Raw genomic sequence first — 16,833 nt, forward strand, 5'->3', positions numbered from 1 at the left:
CGCGGACATCGTGTCCACGGCCCGATGGGTACGCAGGGAGCAATGCGGGCATGAAAGTAGCGGTATTGGGTAGCGGCATCATCGGAATCTCCAGCGCCTGGTGGCTGAGCCAGGCCGGCCATGAGGTCGTGGTCATCGACCGCTGCACCGGACCTGCCCAGGAGACCAGCCTTGCCAACGGCGCGCAGATTTCGGTTTCGTACGCCGAGCCCTGGGCCAATCCGCAGGCGCCGCTGAAACTGCTCCGGTGGATGTTCCAGGATGACGCGCCGCTGCTGTTCCGTCCGCAACTGGATTGGCGCCAGTGGATGTGGGGCCTGGCGTTCCTGCGCGAATGCCTGCCGGGCCGCCTGGCGCCGAACATCCGCGCGATGGTCCGCATGGCCGAGTACAGCCGCGCCACCTTGCGCGGCATGCGCGCCGAACTGGGCATCGAGTACGACCACCTCGAGCGCGGCATCCTGAATTTCTACCGCGATCCCCACGAGTTCGAGAATTCCCAGCGCGCTGCCGGCCTGATGCGCGATTTCGGCGTCGAGCGGCGGGTGGTGTCGGCCGACGAGGTGGTTGCCATCGAGCCGGCGCTGGCACCGCATCGCGGCACGATCGTCGGCGGCGACTACACCCCCGAGGACGAAAGCGGCGACGTCCACCTGTTCACGGTGGCCCTGGCCGAGCGCTGCGCGCGGGCCGGCGTCGAATTCCGCTACAGCACCCGCGTCACGCGCCTGGTCACGCACGCTGGCGCGGTGCAGGGCGTGGAGCTGATCGAACCCGATGGCCGCTACGCCAGCCTGGCGGCCGACGCCTACGTCGTGGCGATGGGCAGTTTCAGCCCGTCGCTGCTGCGGCCGCTGGGCATCCCGTGCAATGTCTATCCGGCCAAGGGCTATTCGGCCACCTTCCCGGTCCTGAAGCCTGACGGCGCGCCCACGGTCAGCCTGACGGACAGCAGCCACAAAGTGGTGTTCTCGCGCCTGGGCGACCGCCTGCGCATGGCCGGCACGGCGGAATTGTCGGGCTACTCGCGCGAACTCAATACCGGCCGCTGCGAGGCCATGACGCGGCTGGCCCGCGAACTCTTTCCCGACGCGCTCGACTTCGAGCGCGTCAGTTACTGGTCGGGCCTGCGCCCGTCCACCCCCTCGAACGTGCCCATCATCGGCCGCAGCCATATCCCCAATTTGTATATCAATACCGGACACGGTACTCTCGGCTGGACGATGGGCGTCGGCTCGGGCCGGGCGCTGGCCGATCTGCTGAGCGGACGTCGTCCAGAACCGGAATTCCCTTTTCTTGGTCTATGAACCTATGAAGAAATTGCAATTGGCGGGCGTTGCCCGCGCACTGTTCGCCAGCCGGCGGACGTGGGTGTTTGGCGCCGCCATGGCGGTCGCGGGCGCGGTCCACGCGGCACCCGTTGAAATCCAGGTCTGGCATACCCTGCCGGACGCGAACAAGGCCGAGTTCGAGAAGCTGGCCAAGCAGTACAACAAGGAACAGGATCAGGTCAAAGTGGTCCTGCGCGCCTTCCCGACGCAGGCGCAACTGCAGCAGGAGGCGACCGCCGCGGTCAAGGCCAAGAAGGCCCCCAACCTGGTGCAACTGAACGACAATCATTCGCCGGAAGTCGTGGCCGAGCACAAGGCCATCCTGCCGATGTACGAATTGCTGGCCAAGTATCCGGTCAAGGACCTGAACTGGTTCGTGCCGGCCACCAGCAGCTTCGTCCGGGACGGCAAGGGCCGCCTGCTGGCCTTCCCCTGGATGGCCGAGATTCCGGTGATGTTCTACAACACCGCCGCCTACAAGAAGGCCGGCCTCGATCCGGACAAGCCTGCCCGTACCTGGACCGGCCTGCAGGGCGAATTGCTGAAGCTGCGCGATGTGGCCGATCTCGACTGTCCCTACGCGTCGAGCGACCAGGTGGCGATCCACCTGGAGAATCTGGCGCCGGTCAATAACCAGCCGTACACCAGCAACAACAACGGCCTGGACGCCATCACCAAGAAGAGCGCCGCGCCGGCGATGCAGTTCGACACGCTCTACATGCGCCATGTTTCGCTCATGGTCAGTTGGAAGCGTTCGCTGCTGTTCATGGCGCACTCCGCCGACAACGCCGCCGACAAGCTCTTCGCCAAGGGCGAATGCGCCGTGCTGACCGGCAATTCGGGTTCGTTCGGCCAATTCCTGAACACCAAGTCGCTGTCGTTCGGCGTCGCGCCGCTGCCCTACTACGACCAGGTCACCAAGAATGGCGGCCAGCCGTTCGTCAGCGGTTCGGCGCTGTGGGCGCTTGGCGGCCATCCGCAGGCCGAAGAGAAGGCCACGGCGCAGTTCCTGGCCTGGCTGTCCAAGCCCGTGGTCGCGGCCGAATGGCACCAGCGCACCGGCTACCTGCCTCTGACCGAAGCCGCCTTCCGCGCCTCGGACGTGTCGTTCTACAAGCGCATTCCGGGCGCCCAGGCGGTGGTCGCTTCCATGAGCAACCGTCCGGTGGCCAACAGCCGCGGTTTTCGCATGGCCCACTATGACCGCATCGAGCCGGTGTTCAACCAGCAGCTCAACGATGCGTTCGAGGGCAAGACGCCGCCGGTGGCGGCCTTGAACAACGCCGCCAGCCAGGCGCGCAGCATCGCCGCGCAGCGTTAAGGCCAGTTCGCTGGCCGGTGCGATGAGCGCCGGCCAGTATTCGCCCGCAAGCCCGGTTTCCGAACCGGGCTTTTTGTTGCCCGCGGCCGGCGCCGGGTGGGGCGATCCGATCCATGCGTATATGCCGGTCTACCCGCGCGGCCGGCGCGCCGCCATCATGTAGCCGATGCGGTCCGTTGTTGGATCGCCGTTACGCGGGAGGCGATGCCATGGTACGGATACTTCTTCGGGCGGCCGCGTTGGCGGTACTGGCCGGTTGCGCGCCATCGCCCGGACCAGAGGCGTTTGCCGGGCCGGGCTGGCGGCCGGGCGAGCCGGCCGCGCACGGCTTTCATTTCGATTGGCGCCTGTCCGGCGATGCCGCCGTGGCGCCCATGCAGGTGTTCGACGATGGCCGCGAAACCTGGCTGCAGTTCGCGCCAGGGCAGGCGGTGCCGGCCATATTTGGCGCCGGGCCCGGCGGCGAGCAGGTGCTGCCCTATGCGTGGCGAGCGCCTTATATGGTGCTGGCGGGCACGTGGGAGGCCCTGACATTCCGGGGCGGCCGCCTGGTCGCGCGGGCGCAGCGCGGTCCGGACGTCGGCGGCCGGACGTTCCCCAAGGTGCAAGAGGCCGACAACCCCTTATAATCAACGATTCGCCTAAATCCTGCTTCATCCACGATGAAATCCTCCGAGATTCGCCAGCAGTTCCTGCAATTCTTCAAGTCCAAGGGACACACCATCGTTCCTTCGTCGTCGCTCGTGCCGGGCAACGACCCGACCCTGCTTTTCACCAACTCGGGCATGGTCCAGTTCAAGGACGTCTTCACGGGCAAGGAATCGCGGTCGTATACACGGGCCACCTCGTCGCAGCGCAGCGTGCGCGCCGGTGGCAAGCACAACGACCTGGAGAACGTGGGCTACACCGCCCGCCACCATACGTTCTTCGAAATGCTGGGCAATTTCAGCTTCGGCGACTACTTCAAGCGCGACGCCATCCAGTACGCCTGGGAACTGCTGACGCAGGTCTACAAGCTGCCGGCCGAGAAGCTCTGGGTCACCGTCTACCAGGAAGACGACGAGGCCTATGACATCTGGGCCAAGGAAGTCGGCGTGCCGGCCGAGCGCATCATCCGCATCGGCGACAACAAGGGCGCGCGCTACGCGTCGGACAACTTCTGGCAGATGGCCGACACCGGACCCTGCGGCCCGTGTTCGGAAATCTTCTACGACCACGGCCCCGAGATCTGGGGCGGCCCCCCGGGCTCGCCGGAGGAAGACGGCGACCGCTACATCGAGATCTGGAACCTGGTGTTCATGCAGTTCGAGCGCGATGCCGCCGGCAACATGCCGCGCCTGCCGCGCCCCTGTGTCGATACCGGCATGGGCCTGGAGCGCATCGCGGCCGTGCTGCAGCACGTCCATTCCAACTACGAAATCGACCTGTTCCAGCACCTGATCGCAGCCGCCGCGCGGGAAACCGGCGTCCAGGACCTTACGAACAATTCGCTCAAGGTCATCGCAGACCACATCCGCGCCTGCTCGTTCCTGATCGTCGACGGCGTCATTCCCAGCAACGAAGGCCGCGGCTACGTGCTGCGCCGCATCGTGCGCCGCGCGCTGCGCCATGGCTACAAGCTGGGCCAGACCAAGCCGTTCTTCCACCGCCTGGTGCCTGACCTGGTCGCCGAAATGGGCGAGGCCTATCCCGAGCTGGCCGCCACCGCCGAACGCGTGGCGCAGGTGCTCAAGCAGGAAGAGGAACGCTTCGGCGAAACACTGGAACACGGCATGCGCATCCTCGATGGCGCGCTGGCCAACGTGCCCAAGGGCGGCCAGCTGGATGGCACCACGCTGTTCACGCTGTACGATACCTACGGTTTCCCGGTGGACCTTACCGCCGACATCTGCCGCGAACGCGAAGTCGACGTCGACATGGCCGGCTTCGAAGTCGCCATGGAACGCCAACGCGACCAGGCCCGTGCCGCGGGCAAGTTCAAGATGGCCGAGGGCCTGAGCTACGAAGGCGCGGAAACGCGTTTCGAAGGCTACGAAAAGCTCGAACTCGACAACGTCAAGGTCACCGCCCTGTACGTCGACGGCACCCAGGTGCAGCAGGTGCAGGCTGGCCAGAGCGCCGTGGTGGTGCTGGACGCCACCCCGTTCTACGCCGAGTCCGGCGGCCAGGTTGGTGACACCGGCCTGCTCGAAGCCGCCGGCGTGCGCTTCGCCGTGGGCGACACGCTCAAGATCCAATCCGGTGTGTTCGGCCATCACGGCACGCTGGAAGAGGGCAAGCTGGCGGTGGGCGACACCTTGCTGGCACGCGTGGACGCGGTGCGCCGCGCCCGCACCGTGCGCAACCACTCGGCAACCCACCTGATGCACAAGGCCCTGCGCCAGGTGCTGGGCTCGCACGTGCAGCAGCGCGGCTCGCTGGTCGATCCCGACAAGACCCGTTTCGACTTCGCGCAGGACGCACCCCTGACGGCCGAGCAGATCGCCCGCGTCGAGGCCATCGTCAACGCCGAGATCCTTGCCAACCAGCCCACGGTGGCCCAGGTCATGGCTTACGATGACGCCGTCAAGGGTGGCGCCATGGCGCTGTTCGGCGAAAAGTACGGCGACACCGTGCGCGTGCTCGACATCGGTTTCTCGCGTGAACTGTGCGGTGGCACCCACGTCAGCCGCACCGGCGACATCGGCCTGTTCAAGATCGTGTCCGAAGGCGGCGTGGCCGCCGGCGTGCGCCGTATCGAGGCCATCACCGGCGACAACGCCCTGGCCTGGGTGCAGAACCAGAGCGCCTTGCTGGCCCAGGTGGCCGGCATGTTGCGCAGCACGCCCGCCGACCTGCCGGCCCGCATCGCGCAGGTGCAGGACCAGGTCAAGCAGCTCGAGAAAGACCTGGAGCAATCGCGCAGCAAGCTCGCCGCCAGTGCCGGCAACGACCTGGCCAGCTCCGCGGCCGTCGAAGTCAAGGGCATCAAGCTGCTGGCCGCCAGCATCGGCGACGTCGACCCCAAGGCCCTGCGCGGCATGGTCGACAACCTGAAGGACCGCCTCAAGCCCGCCGTGGTGCTGCTGGCCACCGGCTCGGCCGATGGCAAGATCAGCGTCGTCGGCGGCGTCACGGCCGATCTGACCAACCGTATCAAGGCCGGCGATCTGGTGGGCTTCGTTGCCAGCCAGGTGGGCGGCAAGGGCGGCGGCCGTCCGGACATGGCCATGGGTGGCGGCTCCGACCTGGCGGCGTTGCCCGCCGCGATCGCCAGCGTGCAGCAGTGGGTCGATGAACGCCTCTGACATGGATAACGCGGCTGGCGCGCCGGCGCCGTCCTTTGACCATGAAGTGGATGCCAGCGGGCTGACATGCCCGCTGCCCATCCTGCGCGCCAAGAAGGCCCTGGCGCAGATGGAAAGCGGCCAGGTGCTGCGCGTGCTCACCACCGACCGCAATGCCATTCGCGATTTCCAGGCGTTTGCGCGTCAGAGCGGCAATGCGCTGGTTGCGCAGCATGAGGCGGACGGACGCGGCGTGCATTTCCTGCGCCGCCGCTAGCGGCGCGCGGGTATCAACAAAAGGCCAGCCTCTCCCCAAGGCTGGCCTTTTTGCTTGCGCGGGTGCTGAGTCTATTTGTGGATTGCCGCCGCCACCGCCTGCGTGATGGTGAAATCCACCAGGTCGCCCTCCTTGAGTTGCGCCAGCCGGTCCTGCAGGGCGGGGTCCCGTACCTGGATCGTGCGCAGTCCTCCCCGTGGGCCTTTCAGGGTCACCAGGTTGGCGCTTTTGTTGATATGCCAGATTTCGGCGGTGATGGTGGTCTGCCTGCCCATCGCGCCGCCGGGCTTGGCGCCCTGGGCGCTGCGCGTGCCGGCCGTCTGGGTGACGACCTCGGGGGCGCCGGAGCCCGCCGGACGCACCGCGACCACGACCGACTCGTAGTAATCCAGCGTCAGCGAATCACCCGGTTTGATTTGCTTGAAGTTGCGTATGTCCGGGCCCGCATGGATATCCACCACATTGCCGTTGGCGCCTTGCAGGGTGATGGTGCGGGTGGCCGGATCGACTGCGGTGACTTTGCCGGTCGCGGTGGTCAGCGCCGCGCCGACCACCCGGGCCTGCGCCGCCAGCGGCAAGGCCAGCGTGCCGGCCAGCAAGCCCAGGGCCGCCAAGCGTGCAACGGGAGTGAAGACAGTTTTACGGTTCTTCATGGTGTAGCACCCTCCGGTAGAGGAAGTTGGGGGGAATGCAGGGGAGAACGCGGTAGCCGGGAGACGGCAGGAGAGCGGGGCGCGATCAATCCGGACGAAAGCGGGGACGCTTGGGCAGGCGCGCGGCGTATACGGGCGGAAGCGGGAGGCGCCATGGCGACACAGCCAATGGCATCGGGCTTGGGGACGTGGCGCAGGATGACATTCCGATCGCTCCAATCGGGTGTATGCTTCAAACGCACTGGTCAGGGCGGGCTTTGGCCCGTATTTTGTTTTGTAGAATACCGTATGCGGCGCATATGTGGCGTTTTCGCGTATGAATCGCGCCGCAGCTCCCGGTATTCGGCATGCGCATTTGCCAGATGGCGTGTTTAAGTGCTAGAATTTCCCGTTTTTCACAACTAATTCAAGGGATTACCTATGGTGGTGATTCGCCTGGCCCGCGGTGGGTCCAAGAAGCGTCCGTTCTACAACCTGGTGGCCACCGATTCGCGCAACCGTCGCGACGGCCGTTTCATCGAGCGCGTGGGTTTCTACAACCCCGTCGGCAACGAAGGCGCTGAAAACCTGCGCATCTCGCTGGATCGCGTGCAACACTGGACCAGCAATGGCGCACAGCTGTCGCCGGCCGTCGAGCGTCTGGTCAAGGACTACTCGGCCAAGGTTTCCGCCGCGGCTTAATGCCCGCGTCGCACGCCTGAACCTAGCTAGTTTCCAGCTACGCTGTACGAAACCGATAGCCCGACATGTCTGATGCCGCCACTTCCAACGCGGCGCCTGCGGACTTGATCGAGCTGGGCCGCATCAGTGCGGCCTACGGTGTGAAAGGCTGGGTCAAGGTGCAGCCGCATTCGGCCAATGCCGAAGTGCTGCGCTCAGCTTCTCAATGGTGGTTGACTCGCCCTGTGCCTGAATTGGCGCGGGGCGCTGTCGCGTCTGTACCTATCGCATACAAAGTCGTGCAAGCCCGTTCGCAAGGGGCCACCGTGGTGGCGCAACTGGCGGGCATTTCCGATCGCGACCAGGCCGAAGCACTGCGCGGGTTTTCCGTGCAGGCGCCGCGGGGTTCCTTCCCCGCGCCCGAAGAAGACGAATACTACTGGGTCGATCTCATTGGTTGTTCGCTGTACACCACGGCGGACGGCGAGGCCGCGCTCATCGGCGTGGTCGACGAGGTCTTCGACAACGGCGCCCATGCCGTCTTGAAGGTCTTGCGCCAGAAGGAAGGGGGCGACGGCCCCGAGTTCATCCTCAACGCCAAGGGAAAGCCCGCCGACATGCTCGTTCCGTTCGTGCGCGCGCATATCCATGCCGTCGATCTGGCCGCGCGCCGCATCGATAGCGACTGGCCCGCGGATCTCTGATGCGCATTGACGTCGTGACGCTCTTTCCCGAGATGTTCGGGGTGGTGCGTGACCTCGGCGTCACTGGCCGCGCCCATGCCCAGGGCCGCTGGGCGCTGCATGCGTGGAATCCCCGCGATTTCACCAACGATCCCCACCGTACCGTGGATGACCGCCCCTATGGCGGTGGTCCCGGCATGGTAATGATGGCCGCGCCGCTGGAGGCCGCCGTCAATGCCGCTCAGGCGGCTCGCGCGGCCCAGGGTCTGGCGCCGGCCGCGGTGGCGCTGCTCGCACCCGTAGGCAAGCGCTACGACCAGGCCGGCGCCGAGGCGCTGGCCGCCAGCGACGGCCTTATTCTCATCTGCGGTCGCTACGAAGGCGTCGACCAGCGCTTCATCGAGCGTTGCGTTACGCACGAGATTTCCCTGGGCGACTTCGTGCTGTCCGGCGGTGAAATCGCGGCCCTTGCCGTGATCGATGCCGCGGTGCGCCTGCTGCCGGGCGTGCTGAACGACGGCGACTCCGCATTGCAGGATTCTTTCAACGATACGCTGTCCGGTCTGTTGGACAGTCCGCACTACACGCGCCCCGAAGTCTACGAGGGCGCGCCCGTGCCGGCGCCGCTGCTCAGCGGCCACCATGCCAACATCTCGCGCTGGCGGCGCGAGCGCTCGCTGGCGCTGACCGCCGCGCGGCGTCCCGAATTGATTGAATCGGCTCGCGCCCAGGGATGGCTGTCGCTGGCCGACGAACGCTTTCTGGCGGAACTGGCCGGCACGCCGCTGCCGCCATTGCCCGCCAAGCGCCGTCGCGGCGCCAGACCCAAGGCTTCCTGAGTCCGCTCGCGCCCTCCCGGCCTTGCGCTGGGAACCTCTGTCCGCATTTCGGGGCCTGCGCGCCCACACTGCGCGCCTTGTTCCATTCTTCAGGACCATATCGGCCTAGGGATGCTCCTAGGTTGTCGCCGCTTGTCTGGCTCCTTAGTATTGAAAATTATATAAAAATGAAATTTTCATATGAGCCGATCCTCTTCCGTTGCCCGTGACGATGCGCCGCTGTCCAAGCCGGCGCTGGCGGCGGGGCGTCCCGAATCCGCCGTGGACATGTGGCTGGGCCAGCAGTTGCGTCAATTGCGCAAGCAGCATGGACGCTCGCTGGCGGATGTGGCGCAGGCCTGCGGCATGTCGGTGGGCCTGCTCAGCCAGATCGAGCGCGGCCTGAGCTCGGCGTCGGTCAAGATGCTGCATCCGCTGGCGCGCGAATTCGGCGTTACCGTCAATACGCTGCTGCGCAATGCCGAGCACACCGAAGGCGAGGACGGCGGCCGCGTCGCCCGCGCTGGCACGCATCGCTACATCGATCTGCGCGAAAAGGGCATTGTCAAGGAGATGTACACGCCGCCGGCCTGCCGCAGCATGGATCTGTGCCGCGCCACCATCGAGCCGGGCGGCTCGACGGGCAATGAACTGTTCGTGACAGGGCAGGGCGAACAGATCGGCGTGGTGCTCAAAGGGGCGCTCGAATTGTGGGTGGGTGACCGTGTCGTGCTGCTCAAGGAGGGCGACAGCTTCTGCTATGCCAGCAGCACGCCGCGCCGCTGGCGCAATCCCGGTTCACAGGTGACCGAAGTCATCTGGGCCATCTCGAATATCAATCAAGCCGCGGGGGACGGGATGCAACCGCCGCCGTGAAAGCGCGCGCGGTAGAGCGGCGCGATGACGCAGGGGGATCATCCGCCTTCCGGGCCGGGCCCGGGTTTTTTGCCAAGATGAGGAAATGTCATGAAATTCAAGACTTTGGTTGTCTCTGTATTCGCAGCATTGTCCACGGCTACGGCCGCGCAGGCCCAGACGGTATTGAAGGTCGGGTCCACGCCCACCGGCAGTCCGTTCACGTTTCTCGATACCAAGACCAACTCCATCGAGGGGGTGATGGTCGATATCATCAAGGCGGTCGGCAGGGAGGCCGGTTTCGAGGTGCAGATCGAACCCATGGCATTTTCCGCCTTGATCGGTTCGCTGACTTCCAAGCGTATCGACATCGTTTCGGCCGCTATGTTCATTACGCCCCAGCGGCAGCAGGTAGTGAGTTTTTCCGAGCCGGTCTATCGCTACGGCGAGGGCTTGATGGTGCTCAAGAGCGACAACAAGGAATACAAGTCCTTCGCCGACATGAAAGGCATGACAGTCGGCGTGCAGGTCGGCACCGCCTTCGTCGAGCCGATCCAGAAAAGCGGCATGTTCAAGGAAGTGAAGCTCTACGACAACCCACCGGACATGATGCGCGACGCCAATGCCGGCCGCATCCAGGGGGGCTTCATGGACTATCCCATCGCCGCCTATATCCTGACCCAGGGCAACTACCCCAACCTGAAGATGGCGCAGTCCTACCAGCCCACCGTCATGGGCAGCCTGGGGTTGGCCACGCGCAAGGACGATACCGCCTTGCTCGAACGCATCAACAAGGCGCTGGCCAAGTTGAAGGCCGATGGCACGATTGATCGGATTCTCAAGAAGTGGGGGCTGAGCGCCAGTTGATGGGGCTCGGCCGGCTTGGGCCGGCCAGGGCAACGCTCGTCTCGTTCGCCAGCGGCCCCGGGGCGGCGCGTCCGTCCCGGTGGCGTTGCGCGGCGTGTTGATGCGCGCCTCGCGGCATTCAGGCGGGCATTTTCCTGTGTCAACCGGCCCCGGCCGGGATGGATGGAGTCATGACGGAATTCTTCAAAGACGCGGCGGAGTATCTGCCGATATTGCTGGAGGGCGCCAAGCTCACCATTCTGGTGACGTTGGGCTCGCTGGTGCTGTCCACGTTGCTCGGACTGGTGTGGGCGCTGATGCGCGTGTCCGGCAACAAGTACCTGTCCAAGTTCAGCGCGGGCGTAATCAATCTGTTGCGCGGCATTCCGATCATTGTTTTGCTGTTCTACATCTACTTCGTGATGCCGGACATGGGCATTGCGCTGACCGCGCTGCAGGCCGCCATCATCGGCCTGGGCATCGCCTACTCGGCCTATCAGGCCGAGAACTTTCGCGCCGGTATCGAGGCCATCGACCGTGGCCAGATCGAGGCAGCCATGGCGATGGGCATGAGCTGGAGCATGACCATGCGCCGCGTGGTGCTGCCGCAAGCCGTCAAGATCGTGCTGCCGCCCTACGGCAACATCATGATCATGATGCTGAAGGATTCGTCGCAGGCTTCCACCATCACGGTGGCCGAGCTTGCCCTGCAGGGCAAGCTGATCGCGGTGTCCACCTTCAAGAACGCCACCGTGTTCTCGCTGGTGGCGTTGATGTACCTGGTGATGTGCGTGCCGTTGATCCTGCTGGTGCGGCACCTGGAAAAAAGGAGTGCCGCCAAATGATCGAACTCAAGGGCGTGCGCAAGAGCTTCGGGTCGCTGGAGGTGCTAAAAGGCATCGACGCCGAGGTCAGCAAGGGCGAGGTGGTGTGCGTGATCGGGCCATCCGGCTCCGGCAAGTCCACCATTCTGCGTTGCATCAATGGCTTGGAACGTTACAACGCCGGACGCATCACGGTGGATGGCGAACTGGTGGATTGTGACGCGCCGTCCATCGTTTCGATCCGCACGCAGGTGGCGATGGTGTTCCAGCGCTTCAATCTCTTTCCCCATCGCACCGCGCTGGAAAACGTGGTGGAAGGGCCCATCTACGTGAAGGGCGAGCCGCGCGCGCGGGCGCTCGAGCATGGCCGGGAGCTGCTGGCCAGCGTTGGTCTGGCGGACAAGGCGGACGCGCATCCGCCGCAGCTGTCCGGCGGCCAGCAGCAGCGCGTGGCGATCGCGCGGGCGCTGGCCATGCAGCCCAAGGCTATCCTGTTCGACGAACCGACCTCGGCGCTCGACCCCGAACTGGTGGGCGACGTGCTGGGCGTGATGCGCAAGCTGGCCGAGGCCGGCATGACCATGGTTGTCGTGACGCACGAGATGAGCTTCGCGCGCGAGGTGGCCGATCGAGTCATGTTCTTCGATGGCGGCGTGATGGTGGAGCAGGGTGCCGCCCGTGAAGTGCTGAATCATCCGCAGCACCCGCGCACGCAGGATTTCCTGCGACGCGTGCTGCATCCCATGTAAGGAATCTTCATGTCGCAGACGCCGTTTCCGCTCGCTCCTTCGCTCTGGGCCGCCACCGCGGCGCCGCCACCGGCCACGCAACCGCTGACGCAGTCCGCGCAGGCCGACGTGCTGGTGGTGGGCGGCGGCTATGCCGGCCTGAGCACCGCGCTGCACTTGGCCGAGCAGGGCGTGAGGGTGGTGCTGCTGGAGGCGCGCGAGATCGGCTTCGGCGGCTCGGGTCGCAACGGCGGCCAGGTCATTCCCGGCCTCAAGTACGATCCCGATGCGCTGGTGTCGATGTTCGGCGGCGAGCGGGGTGAACGCCTGGTGCGCTTCGCCGGCGCCACCGCCGATTCGGTGTTCAACCTGATCGAGCGGCACGCAATGGACGTGCCGCATGTGCGCAGCGGCTGGATCCAGGGCGCCCACACCCCCGCTGCGCTGGAACTGGCGCACGCCAGAGCCGCGCAATGGGCGCGCCACGGCGCCGACGCGCAACCGCTGGACAAGGCGCAGGTGGCGCGCCTGATCGGCACCGACCGCTATCTGGGGGGCTGGATCGACCGGCGCGCGGGCGCGGTGCAGCCGCTGAGTTATGCGCGCGGCCTGGCGCGGGCCGCCTTGAACGCGGGGGCGGTGATCCACACCGACACGCCCGTCACCGGGCTCAAGCGCGATGGCGGCAAGTGGACCGCCACCACCGCCGGCGGCGCCAGCGTGGTCGCCGACCGCGTGGTGATGTGCACCAATGCTTATGGCGCCGATCTCCTGCCTGGCCTGAAGCCCTCGATCATCGATGCCAATACCTTTCAGGTGGCCACGCAGCCGCTGCCCGAGCGCGTGCGCGCGGGCATTTTCCCGGAAGGCCAGGTCACATCCGACACCCGCAACCTGCTGCTTTATTTCCGCCTCGATCATCAGGGCCGGCTGTTGATGGGCGGGCGCGGGCCTTTCCGCGAACCCCGCGGCGCGCAGGACTGGGCTCATCTCGAAAGAGTGATGGTGAAGATGTTCCCGCAAGTGGCCGGCACGCCGTTCGAGTACCGCTGGTGCGGCCGGGTGGCCATTACCCGCGACTACCTGCCGCACCTGCACGAGCCGCAGCCGGGTCTGCTGGTGGACATCGGCTGCCAGGGGCGCGGCGTGGGCCTGCAGACCAGCATGGGGCGGGCGATGGCGCAATACCTGGTCAGCGGCGATCCCAAGGCGCTGCCGGTGCCCCTGTCGCCGATAAAGCCGTTTCCGCTGTATGGCTTGCGTCGCCTTTACGTCAATGCCGTGGTGACGTGGTACCGAATGACCGACGGCGGCGTCTAGGAAGGAAGGCGGCGCGGCATGAAAAAGCCCCGGACGAGGTCCGGGGCTCGGGGCAGTCGCCGCCAGTCGAGGGCCGTGGGGGCATCGCCCGCCAGGCCCGGCGCGTCCTCAGTTGCCCAGCTTGCCGCGTTGTTCGCGCACCTTTTGCAGCGTCTCGCCGAATTGAGCCGCGCGGGCCTTTTCCTGCTCGACCACGGCGGCCGGGGCGCGTTCGACGAAGCTGGCGTTGGACAGCTTGCCATTGGCTTTGGCGATCTCGCCTTCCAGGCGCGCGATTTCCTTATCCAGGCGCACGCGTTCGGCGGCGACGTCGATCTCGACGTGCAGCATCAGGCGGCTGGCGCCGACCACCTGCACCGGCGCGCCGGCGTCGGGCAGCGCGTCCAGCACGTCGACCTGGCTGAGCTTGGCCAGCGCGGCCAGGTAAGGGGCGTTGCGCGTCAGCGTGGGCACATCGCCCTGGGCGCACAGCGGCACCTTCTGGGCCGGCGACAGGTTCATCTCGCCGCGCAGCGCGCGCACGGCCTCGACCTGGGCCTTGAGCTCGGCCACGTCGGCCTCGGCGGCCGTGTCCACGGCGGCAGGGTTGGCCTGCGGGTACGGCTGCACGCTGACGCTGTCGGCCACGCCTTCCTGGCGCTTGCCTGCCACCACCGAGACCTTCTGCCACAGTTCTTCCGTGATGAACGGAATGATCGGGTGGGCCAGGCGCAGCACGCCTTCGAGCACGCGGATCAGCGTGCGGCGCGTGCCCAGCTGCTGGGCCGGCGTGCCGGTCTGGATCTGCACCTTGGCCAGTTCCAGGTACCAGTCGCAGTATTCGTCCCAGACGTAGCGGTACAGCGCGTTGGCGATGTTGTCGAAGCGGTAGTCGGCAAAGCCGCGCGCCACCTCGGCTTCCAGCGCCTGCAACTGGCTGACGATCCAGCGGTCGACGAACGAGGTTTCACCCGCGTCCGGGCCGGTCAGGTCGTGGCCTTCGGTGTTCATCAGCACGAAACGGGTGGCGTTCCAGAGCTTGTTGCAGAAGTTGCGGTAGCCCTCGCAGCGTTTCAGGTCGAAGTTGATGTTGCGGCCCAGGGTCGCGTAGGCGGCCATGGTGAAGCGCAGCGCGTCGGTGCCGAAGGCGGGGATGCCATCCGGGTACTGGCGGCGCGTCGCCTTTTCGATGGCGCCGGCCTGCTTGGGGTTCATCAGGCCGTAGGTGCGCTTGGCCACCAGGCCGTCCAGGTCGATGCCGTCGATCAGGTCGACCGGGTCGAGCGTGTTGCCCTTGGACTTGCTCATCTTCTGGCCGTCGGCGTCGCGGATCAGGCCGTGCACGTAGACGTGCTTGAACGGGATCTGGCCGGTCAGGTGGGTGGTCAGCATGACCATGCGCGCGACCCAGAAGAAGATGATGTCAAAGCCAGTGACCAGCACGCTGGACGGCAGGTAGCGTTCCAGGTCGGGCGTCTTGTCGGGCCAGCCGAGCGTGGTGAAGGGCACCAGGCCAGACGAGAACCAGGTGTCGAGCACGTCCGGATCGCGCTTGAGCTCGCCGGTGACGCCAGCGGCGCGGGCCTGCTGGATCGCTTCGGCCTCGTCGTGGGCGACGAACACCTGGCCGTCTTCCGCGTACCAGGCGGGAATCTGGTGACCCCACCACAGCTGGCGCGAAATGCACCAGTCCTGGATGTTGTTGAGCCACTGGTTGTAGATGGTGGTCCAGTTGTCCGGGTAGAACTGGATGCGGCCGTCGGCCACGACTTCCAGCGCCACTTCGGTGATGCTCTTGCCCGGGTTGAGCGTGCCCTCGGGGGCCGGCTTGCTCATGGCGACGAACCACTGGTCGGTCAGCATGGGCTCGAGCACGACGCCGGTGCGGTCGCCCTTGGGCTGCATCATCTTGTGCGGCTCGACCTTGACAAGGTAGCCCTCGGCTTCCAGCTGGGCGACCACGGCCTTGCGTGCTTCGTAGCGCTCCATGCCCTGGAATTGCTTGGGGCCGTTCTCGTTGATGTGCGCGTCGAGCGTGAAGATCACGATCAGCGGCAGGTCGTGGCGCATCGCGCAGGCGTAGTCGTTGAAGTCGTGCGCGCCGGTGATCTTGACGCAACCGGTGCCGAATTCGGGGTCGACGAAGTCATCCGCGATGATGGGGATGTTGCGGTCGCACAGCGGCAGTTCGACTTCCTTGCCGACCAGGTGCTTGTAGCGCGGGTCTTCGGGGTGCACGCACAGGGCGCCGTCGGCCAGCATGGTCTCGGGGCGGGTGGTGGCGATGGTCATGCCGCGCAGGGTGACCGTCTGGCCGTCCTTGTCGACGATGGTCTGCGGACCGTCGACGAAGGGGTAGAGGATGTGCCACATGTGGCCGTCGGTTTCTTCCGACTGGACTTCCAGGTCGGACACGGCCGTCAGCAGCTTGGGATCCCAGTTGACCAGGCGCTTGCCGCGGTAGATCAGGCCCTGTTTATGCAGCCGCACGAAGGTTTCCACCACGCCGCGCGACATGCGTTCGTCCATGGTGAAGTATTCGCGCGGCCAGTCGGCCGAGGCGCCCAGGCGGCGCACCTGGCCGGTGATGGCGTTGCCCGACTTTTCCTTCCATTCCCACACTTTCTCGACGAATTTCTCGCGGCCGAGGTCGTGGCGCGAAACCTTCTGGGCGTCGAGCTGTCTTTCAACCACGATCTGCGTGGCGATGCCGGCGTGGTCCGTCCCCGGAATGAAGACGGTGTCGTCGCCCAACATGCGGTGGTAGCGGATCAGGCCATCCATGATGGTCTGGTTGAACGCATGACCCATGTGCAGGGTGCCCGTCACGTTGGGCGGCGGGAACTGGATGACGTAGGGCTGCGATTCCGTCCCTGTTTTTACGTGCGACCCCGCGGCGAAGTAGCCGCGCTTGTCCCACTCGGCGTACCAGCGGGATTCGAGTGCGGCGGGTTCGAAGCTCTTGGAGAGTTCCGGGGTGTCGGTCGCGGCGGACGCGGCGTTCGGGGGAGCGGCTTGAGTCATTACAGGGTTCCGGCAGACAGGGCGCCCGGTCGATGGAAACGGGCAAGCAAACCGCTCATTTTAAGATGTATTGCGGTCGTATCGGCGTGTTAGAATACCGGGTTACTGTAAACCTTTTGGAAGTCCCTGAATTCATTGCGATTTCGCCAAAAGTTCATTGAAAAAACGCTGTGGATTTCAGCACAATGGATTGAGCGAAGCGCTTGATACGGGCAGCTCCGGGGGCAATCCCGGAAAACCTCCGAAGG

15 protein-coding genes are annotated in these 16,833 nt (G+C 65.7%); 13 read left to right on the forward strand and 2 right to left on the reverse strand.

Features of this window, described 5'->3' with window-relative positions:
• The first annotated feature begins 50 nt into the window (after nucleotides 1–50).
• The 5 genes from AC6LKG_RS10965 to AC6LKG_RS10985 all read left to right on the forward strand — a co-directional run bounded on the left by AC6LKG_RS10965 (nucleotide 51) and on the right by AC6LKG_RS10985 (nucleotide 6,195).
• On the forward strand, nucleotides 51–1,307 hold the full coding sequence (locus AC6LKG_RS10965) for a D-amino acid dehydrogenase (RefSeq protein ID WP_498164352.1): 1,257 nt from the start codon (nucleotides 51–53) through the stop codon (nucleotides 1,305–1,307).
• A gap of 4 nt (nucleotides 1,308–1,311) precedes the next feature.
• Nucleotides 1,312–2,652, forward strand: coding sequence for an extracellular solute-binding protein (locus AC6LKG_RS10970; RefSeq protein ID WP_498164354.1), 1,341 nt, complete (start codon nucleotides 1,312–1,314; stop codon nucleotides 2,650–2,652).
• 209 nt (nucleotides 2,653–2,861) lie between these two features.
• A complete protein-coding gene (locus AC6LKG_RS10975; RefSeq protein ID WP_498164356.1) occupies nucleotides 2,862–3,281 on the forward strand; it encodes a TrbG/VirB9 family P-type conjugative transfer protein in 420 nt (139 codons plus the stop codon).
• Between the two features lie 33 nt (nucleotides 3,282–3,314).
• Nucleotides 3,315–5,939 carry an alanine--tRNA ligase gene (alaS, locus tag AC6LKG_RS10980; RefSeq protein ID WP_498164357.1) on the forward strand — a complete coding sequence of 875 codons (2,625 nt, stop codon included), beginning with the start codon at nucleotides 3,315–3,317 and terminating at the stop codon, nucleotides 5,937–5,939.
• Nucleotides 5,926–6,195, forward strand: coding sequence for a sulfurtransferase TusA family protein (locus tag AC6LKG_RS10985; protein WP_498164359.1), 270 nt, complete (start codon nucleotides 5,926–5,928; stop codon nucleotides 6,193–6,195). The genes alaS and AC6LKG_RS10985 overlap by 14 nt, the downstream gene beginning before the upstream one ends.
• A 71-nt stretch (nucleotides 6,196–6,266) precedes the next feature.
• Here the strand turns inward: AC6LKG_RS10985 and AC6LKG_RS10990 are convergent, their stop codons facing one another.
• Nucleotides 6,267–6,848 carry a hypothetical protein gene (locus AC6LKG_RS10990; RefSeq protein WP_498164361.1) on the reverse strand — a complete coding sequence of 194 codons (582 nt, stop codon included), beginning with the start codon at nucleotides 6,846–6,848 and terminating at the stop codon, nucleotides 6,267–6,269.
• A 420-nt stretch (nucleotides 6,849–7,268) separates the two neighbouring features.
• On the opposite strand from AC6LKG_RS10990, the gene rpsP reads away from it, so the two are divergent.
• The 8 genes from rpsP to AC6LKG_RS11030 all read left to right on the forward strand — a co-directional run bounded on the left by rpsP (nucleotide 7,269) and on the right by AC6LKG_RS11030 (nucleotide 13,582).
• On the forward strand, nucleotides 7,269–7,529 hold the full coding sequence (gene rpsP / locus AC6LKG_RS10995) for a 30S ribosomal protein S16 (protein ID WP_498164362.1): 261 nt from the start codon (nucleotides 7,269–7,271) through the stop codon (nucleotides 7,527–7,529).
• Between the two features lie 65 nt (nucleotides 7,530–7,594).
• Nucleotides 7,595–8,212, forward strand: coding sequence for a ribosome maturation factor RimM (gene rimM / locus AC6LKG_RS11000; protein ID WP_498164363.1), 618 nt, complete (start codon nucleotides 7,595–7,597; stop codon nucleotides 8,210–8,212).
• Nucleotides 8,212–9,030 carry a tRNA (guanosine(37)-N1)-methyltransferase TrmD gene (gene trmD / locus AC6LKG_RS11005; RefSeq protein ID WP_498164365.1) on the forward strand — a complete coding sequence of 273 codons (819 nt, stop codon included), beginning with the start codon at nucleotides 8,212–8,214 and terminating at the stop codon, nucleotides 9,028–9,030. The genes rimM and trmD overlap by 1 nt, the downstream gene beginning before the upstream one ends.
• Nucleotides 9,031–9,210: 180 nt before the next feature.
• On the forward strand, nucleotides 9,211–9,885 hold the full coding sequence (locus AC6LKG_RS11010) for a helix-turn-helix domain-containing protein (RefSeq protein ID WP_498164367.1): 675 nt from the start codon (nucleotides 9,211–9,213) through the stop codon (nucleotides 9,883–9,885).
• Nucleotides 9,886–9,975: 90 nt separating this feature from the next.
• Nucleotides 9,976–10,731: an ABC transporter substrate-binding protein gene (locus tag AC6LKG_RS11015; RefSeq protein ID WP_498164369.1), complete on the forward strand. Its 756-nt coding sequence runs from the start codon at nucleotides 9,976–9,978 to the stop codon at nucleotides 10,729–10,731.
• 170 nt (nucleotides 10,732–10,901) lie between these two features.
• Nucleotides 10,902–11,555, forward strand: a complete 654-nt coding sequence (locus AC6LKG_RS11020; RefSeq protein ID WP_498164370.1) for an amino acid ABC transporter permease — start codon at nucleotides 10,902–10,904, stop codon at nucleotides 11,553–11,555.
• Nucleotides 11,552–12,283 (forward strand): amino acid ABC transporter ATP-binding protein, encoded by a 732-nt coding sequence (locus tag AC6LKG_RS11025; RefSeq protein WP_498164372.1) that lies wholly within the window; start codon nucleotides 11,552–11,554, stop codon nucleotides 12,281–12,283. Before AC6LKG_RS11020 ends, AC6LKG_RS11025 begins: the two co-directional genes overlap by 4 nt.
• Before the next feature lie 9 nt (nucleotides 12,284–12,292).
• Nucleotides 12,293–13,582, forward strand: coding sequence for an NAD(P)/FAD-dependent oxidoreductase (locus tag AC6LKG_RS11030; protein ID WP_498164373.1), 1,290 nt, complete (start codon nucleotides 12,293–12,295; stop codon nucleotides 13,580–13,582).
• Between the two features lie 108 nt (nucleotides 13,583–13,690).
• Here AC6LKG_RS11030 and AC6LKG_RS11035 read toward each other — a convergent pair whose 3' ends face one another.
• A complete protein-coding gene (locus tag AC6LKG_RS11035; RefSeq protein ID WP_498164375.1) occupies nucleotides 13,691–16,585 on the reverse strand; it encodes a valine--tRNA ligase in 2,895 nt (964 codons plus the stop codon).
• Between the last annotated feature and the right edge of the window lie 248 nt (nucleotides 16,586–16,833).

It is taken from the genome of Achromobacter sp. 46006 (assembly GCF_059761975.1).

Coding starts and splice junctions, on each gene's coding strand:
- AC6LKG_RS10965 (WP_498164352.1), top strand. CDS start 51: ATGAAAGTAGCGGTATTGGGTAGCGGCATCATCGGAATCTCCAGCGCC.
- AC6LKG_RS10970 (WP_498164354.1), top strand. CDS start 1,312: ATGAAGAAATTGCAATTGGCGGGCGTTGCCCGCGCACTGTTCGCCAGC.
- AC6LKG_RS10975 (WP_498164356.1), top strand. CDS start 2,862: ATGGTACGGATACTTCTTCGGGCGGCCGCGTTGGCGGTACTGGCCGGT.
- alaS (WP_498164357.1), top strand. CDS start 3,315: ATGAAATCCTCCGAGATTCGCCAGCAGTTCCTGCAATTCTTCAAGTCC.
- AC6LKG_RS10985 (WP_498164359.1), top strand. CDS start 5,926: ATGAACGCCTCTGACATGGATAACGCGGCTGGCGCGCCGGCGCCGTCC.
- AC6LKG_RS10990 (WP_498164361.1), bottom strand. CDS start 6,848: ATGAAGAACCGTAAAACTGTCTTCACTCCCGTTGCACGCTTGGCGGCC.
- rpsP (WP_498164362.1), top strand. CDS start 7,269: ATGGTGGTGATTCGCCTGGCCCGCGGTGGGTCCAAGAAGCGTCCGTTC.
- rimM (WP_498164363.1), top strand. CDS start 7,595: ATGTCTGATGCCGCCACTTCCAACGCGGCGCCTGCGGACTTGATCGAG.
- trmD (WP_498164365.1), top strand. CDS start 8,212: ATGCGCATTGACGTCGTGACGCTCTTTCCCGAGATGTTCGGGGTGGTG.
- AC6LKG_RS11010 (WP_498164367.1), top strand. CDS start 9,211: ATGAGCCGATCCTCTTCCGTTGCCCGTGACGATGCGCCGCTGTCCAAG.
- AC6LKG_RS11015 (WP_498164369.1), top strand. CDS start 9,976: ATGAAATTCAAGACTTTGGTTGTCTCTGTATTCGCAGCATTGTCCACG.
- AC6LKG_RS11020 (WP_498164370.1), top strand. CDS start 10,902: ATGACGGAATTCTTCAAAGACGCGGCGGAGTATCTGCCGATATTGCTG.
- AC6LKG_RS11025 (WP_498164372.1), top strand. CDS start 11,552: ATGATCGAACTCAAGGGCGTGCGCAAGAGCTTCGGGTCGCTGGAGGTG.
- AC6LKG_RS11030 (WP_498164373.1), top strand. CDS start 12,293: ATGTCGCAGACGCCGTTTCCGCTCGCTCCTTCGCTCTGGGCCGCCACC.
- AC6LKG_RS11035 (WP_498164375.1), bottom strand. CDS start 16,585: ATGACTCAAGCCGCTCCCCCGAACGCCGCGTCCGCCGCGACCGACACC.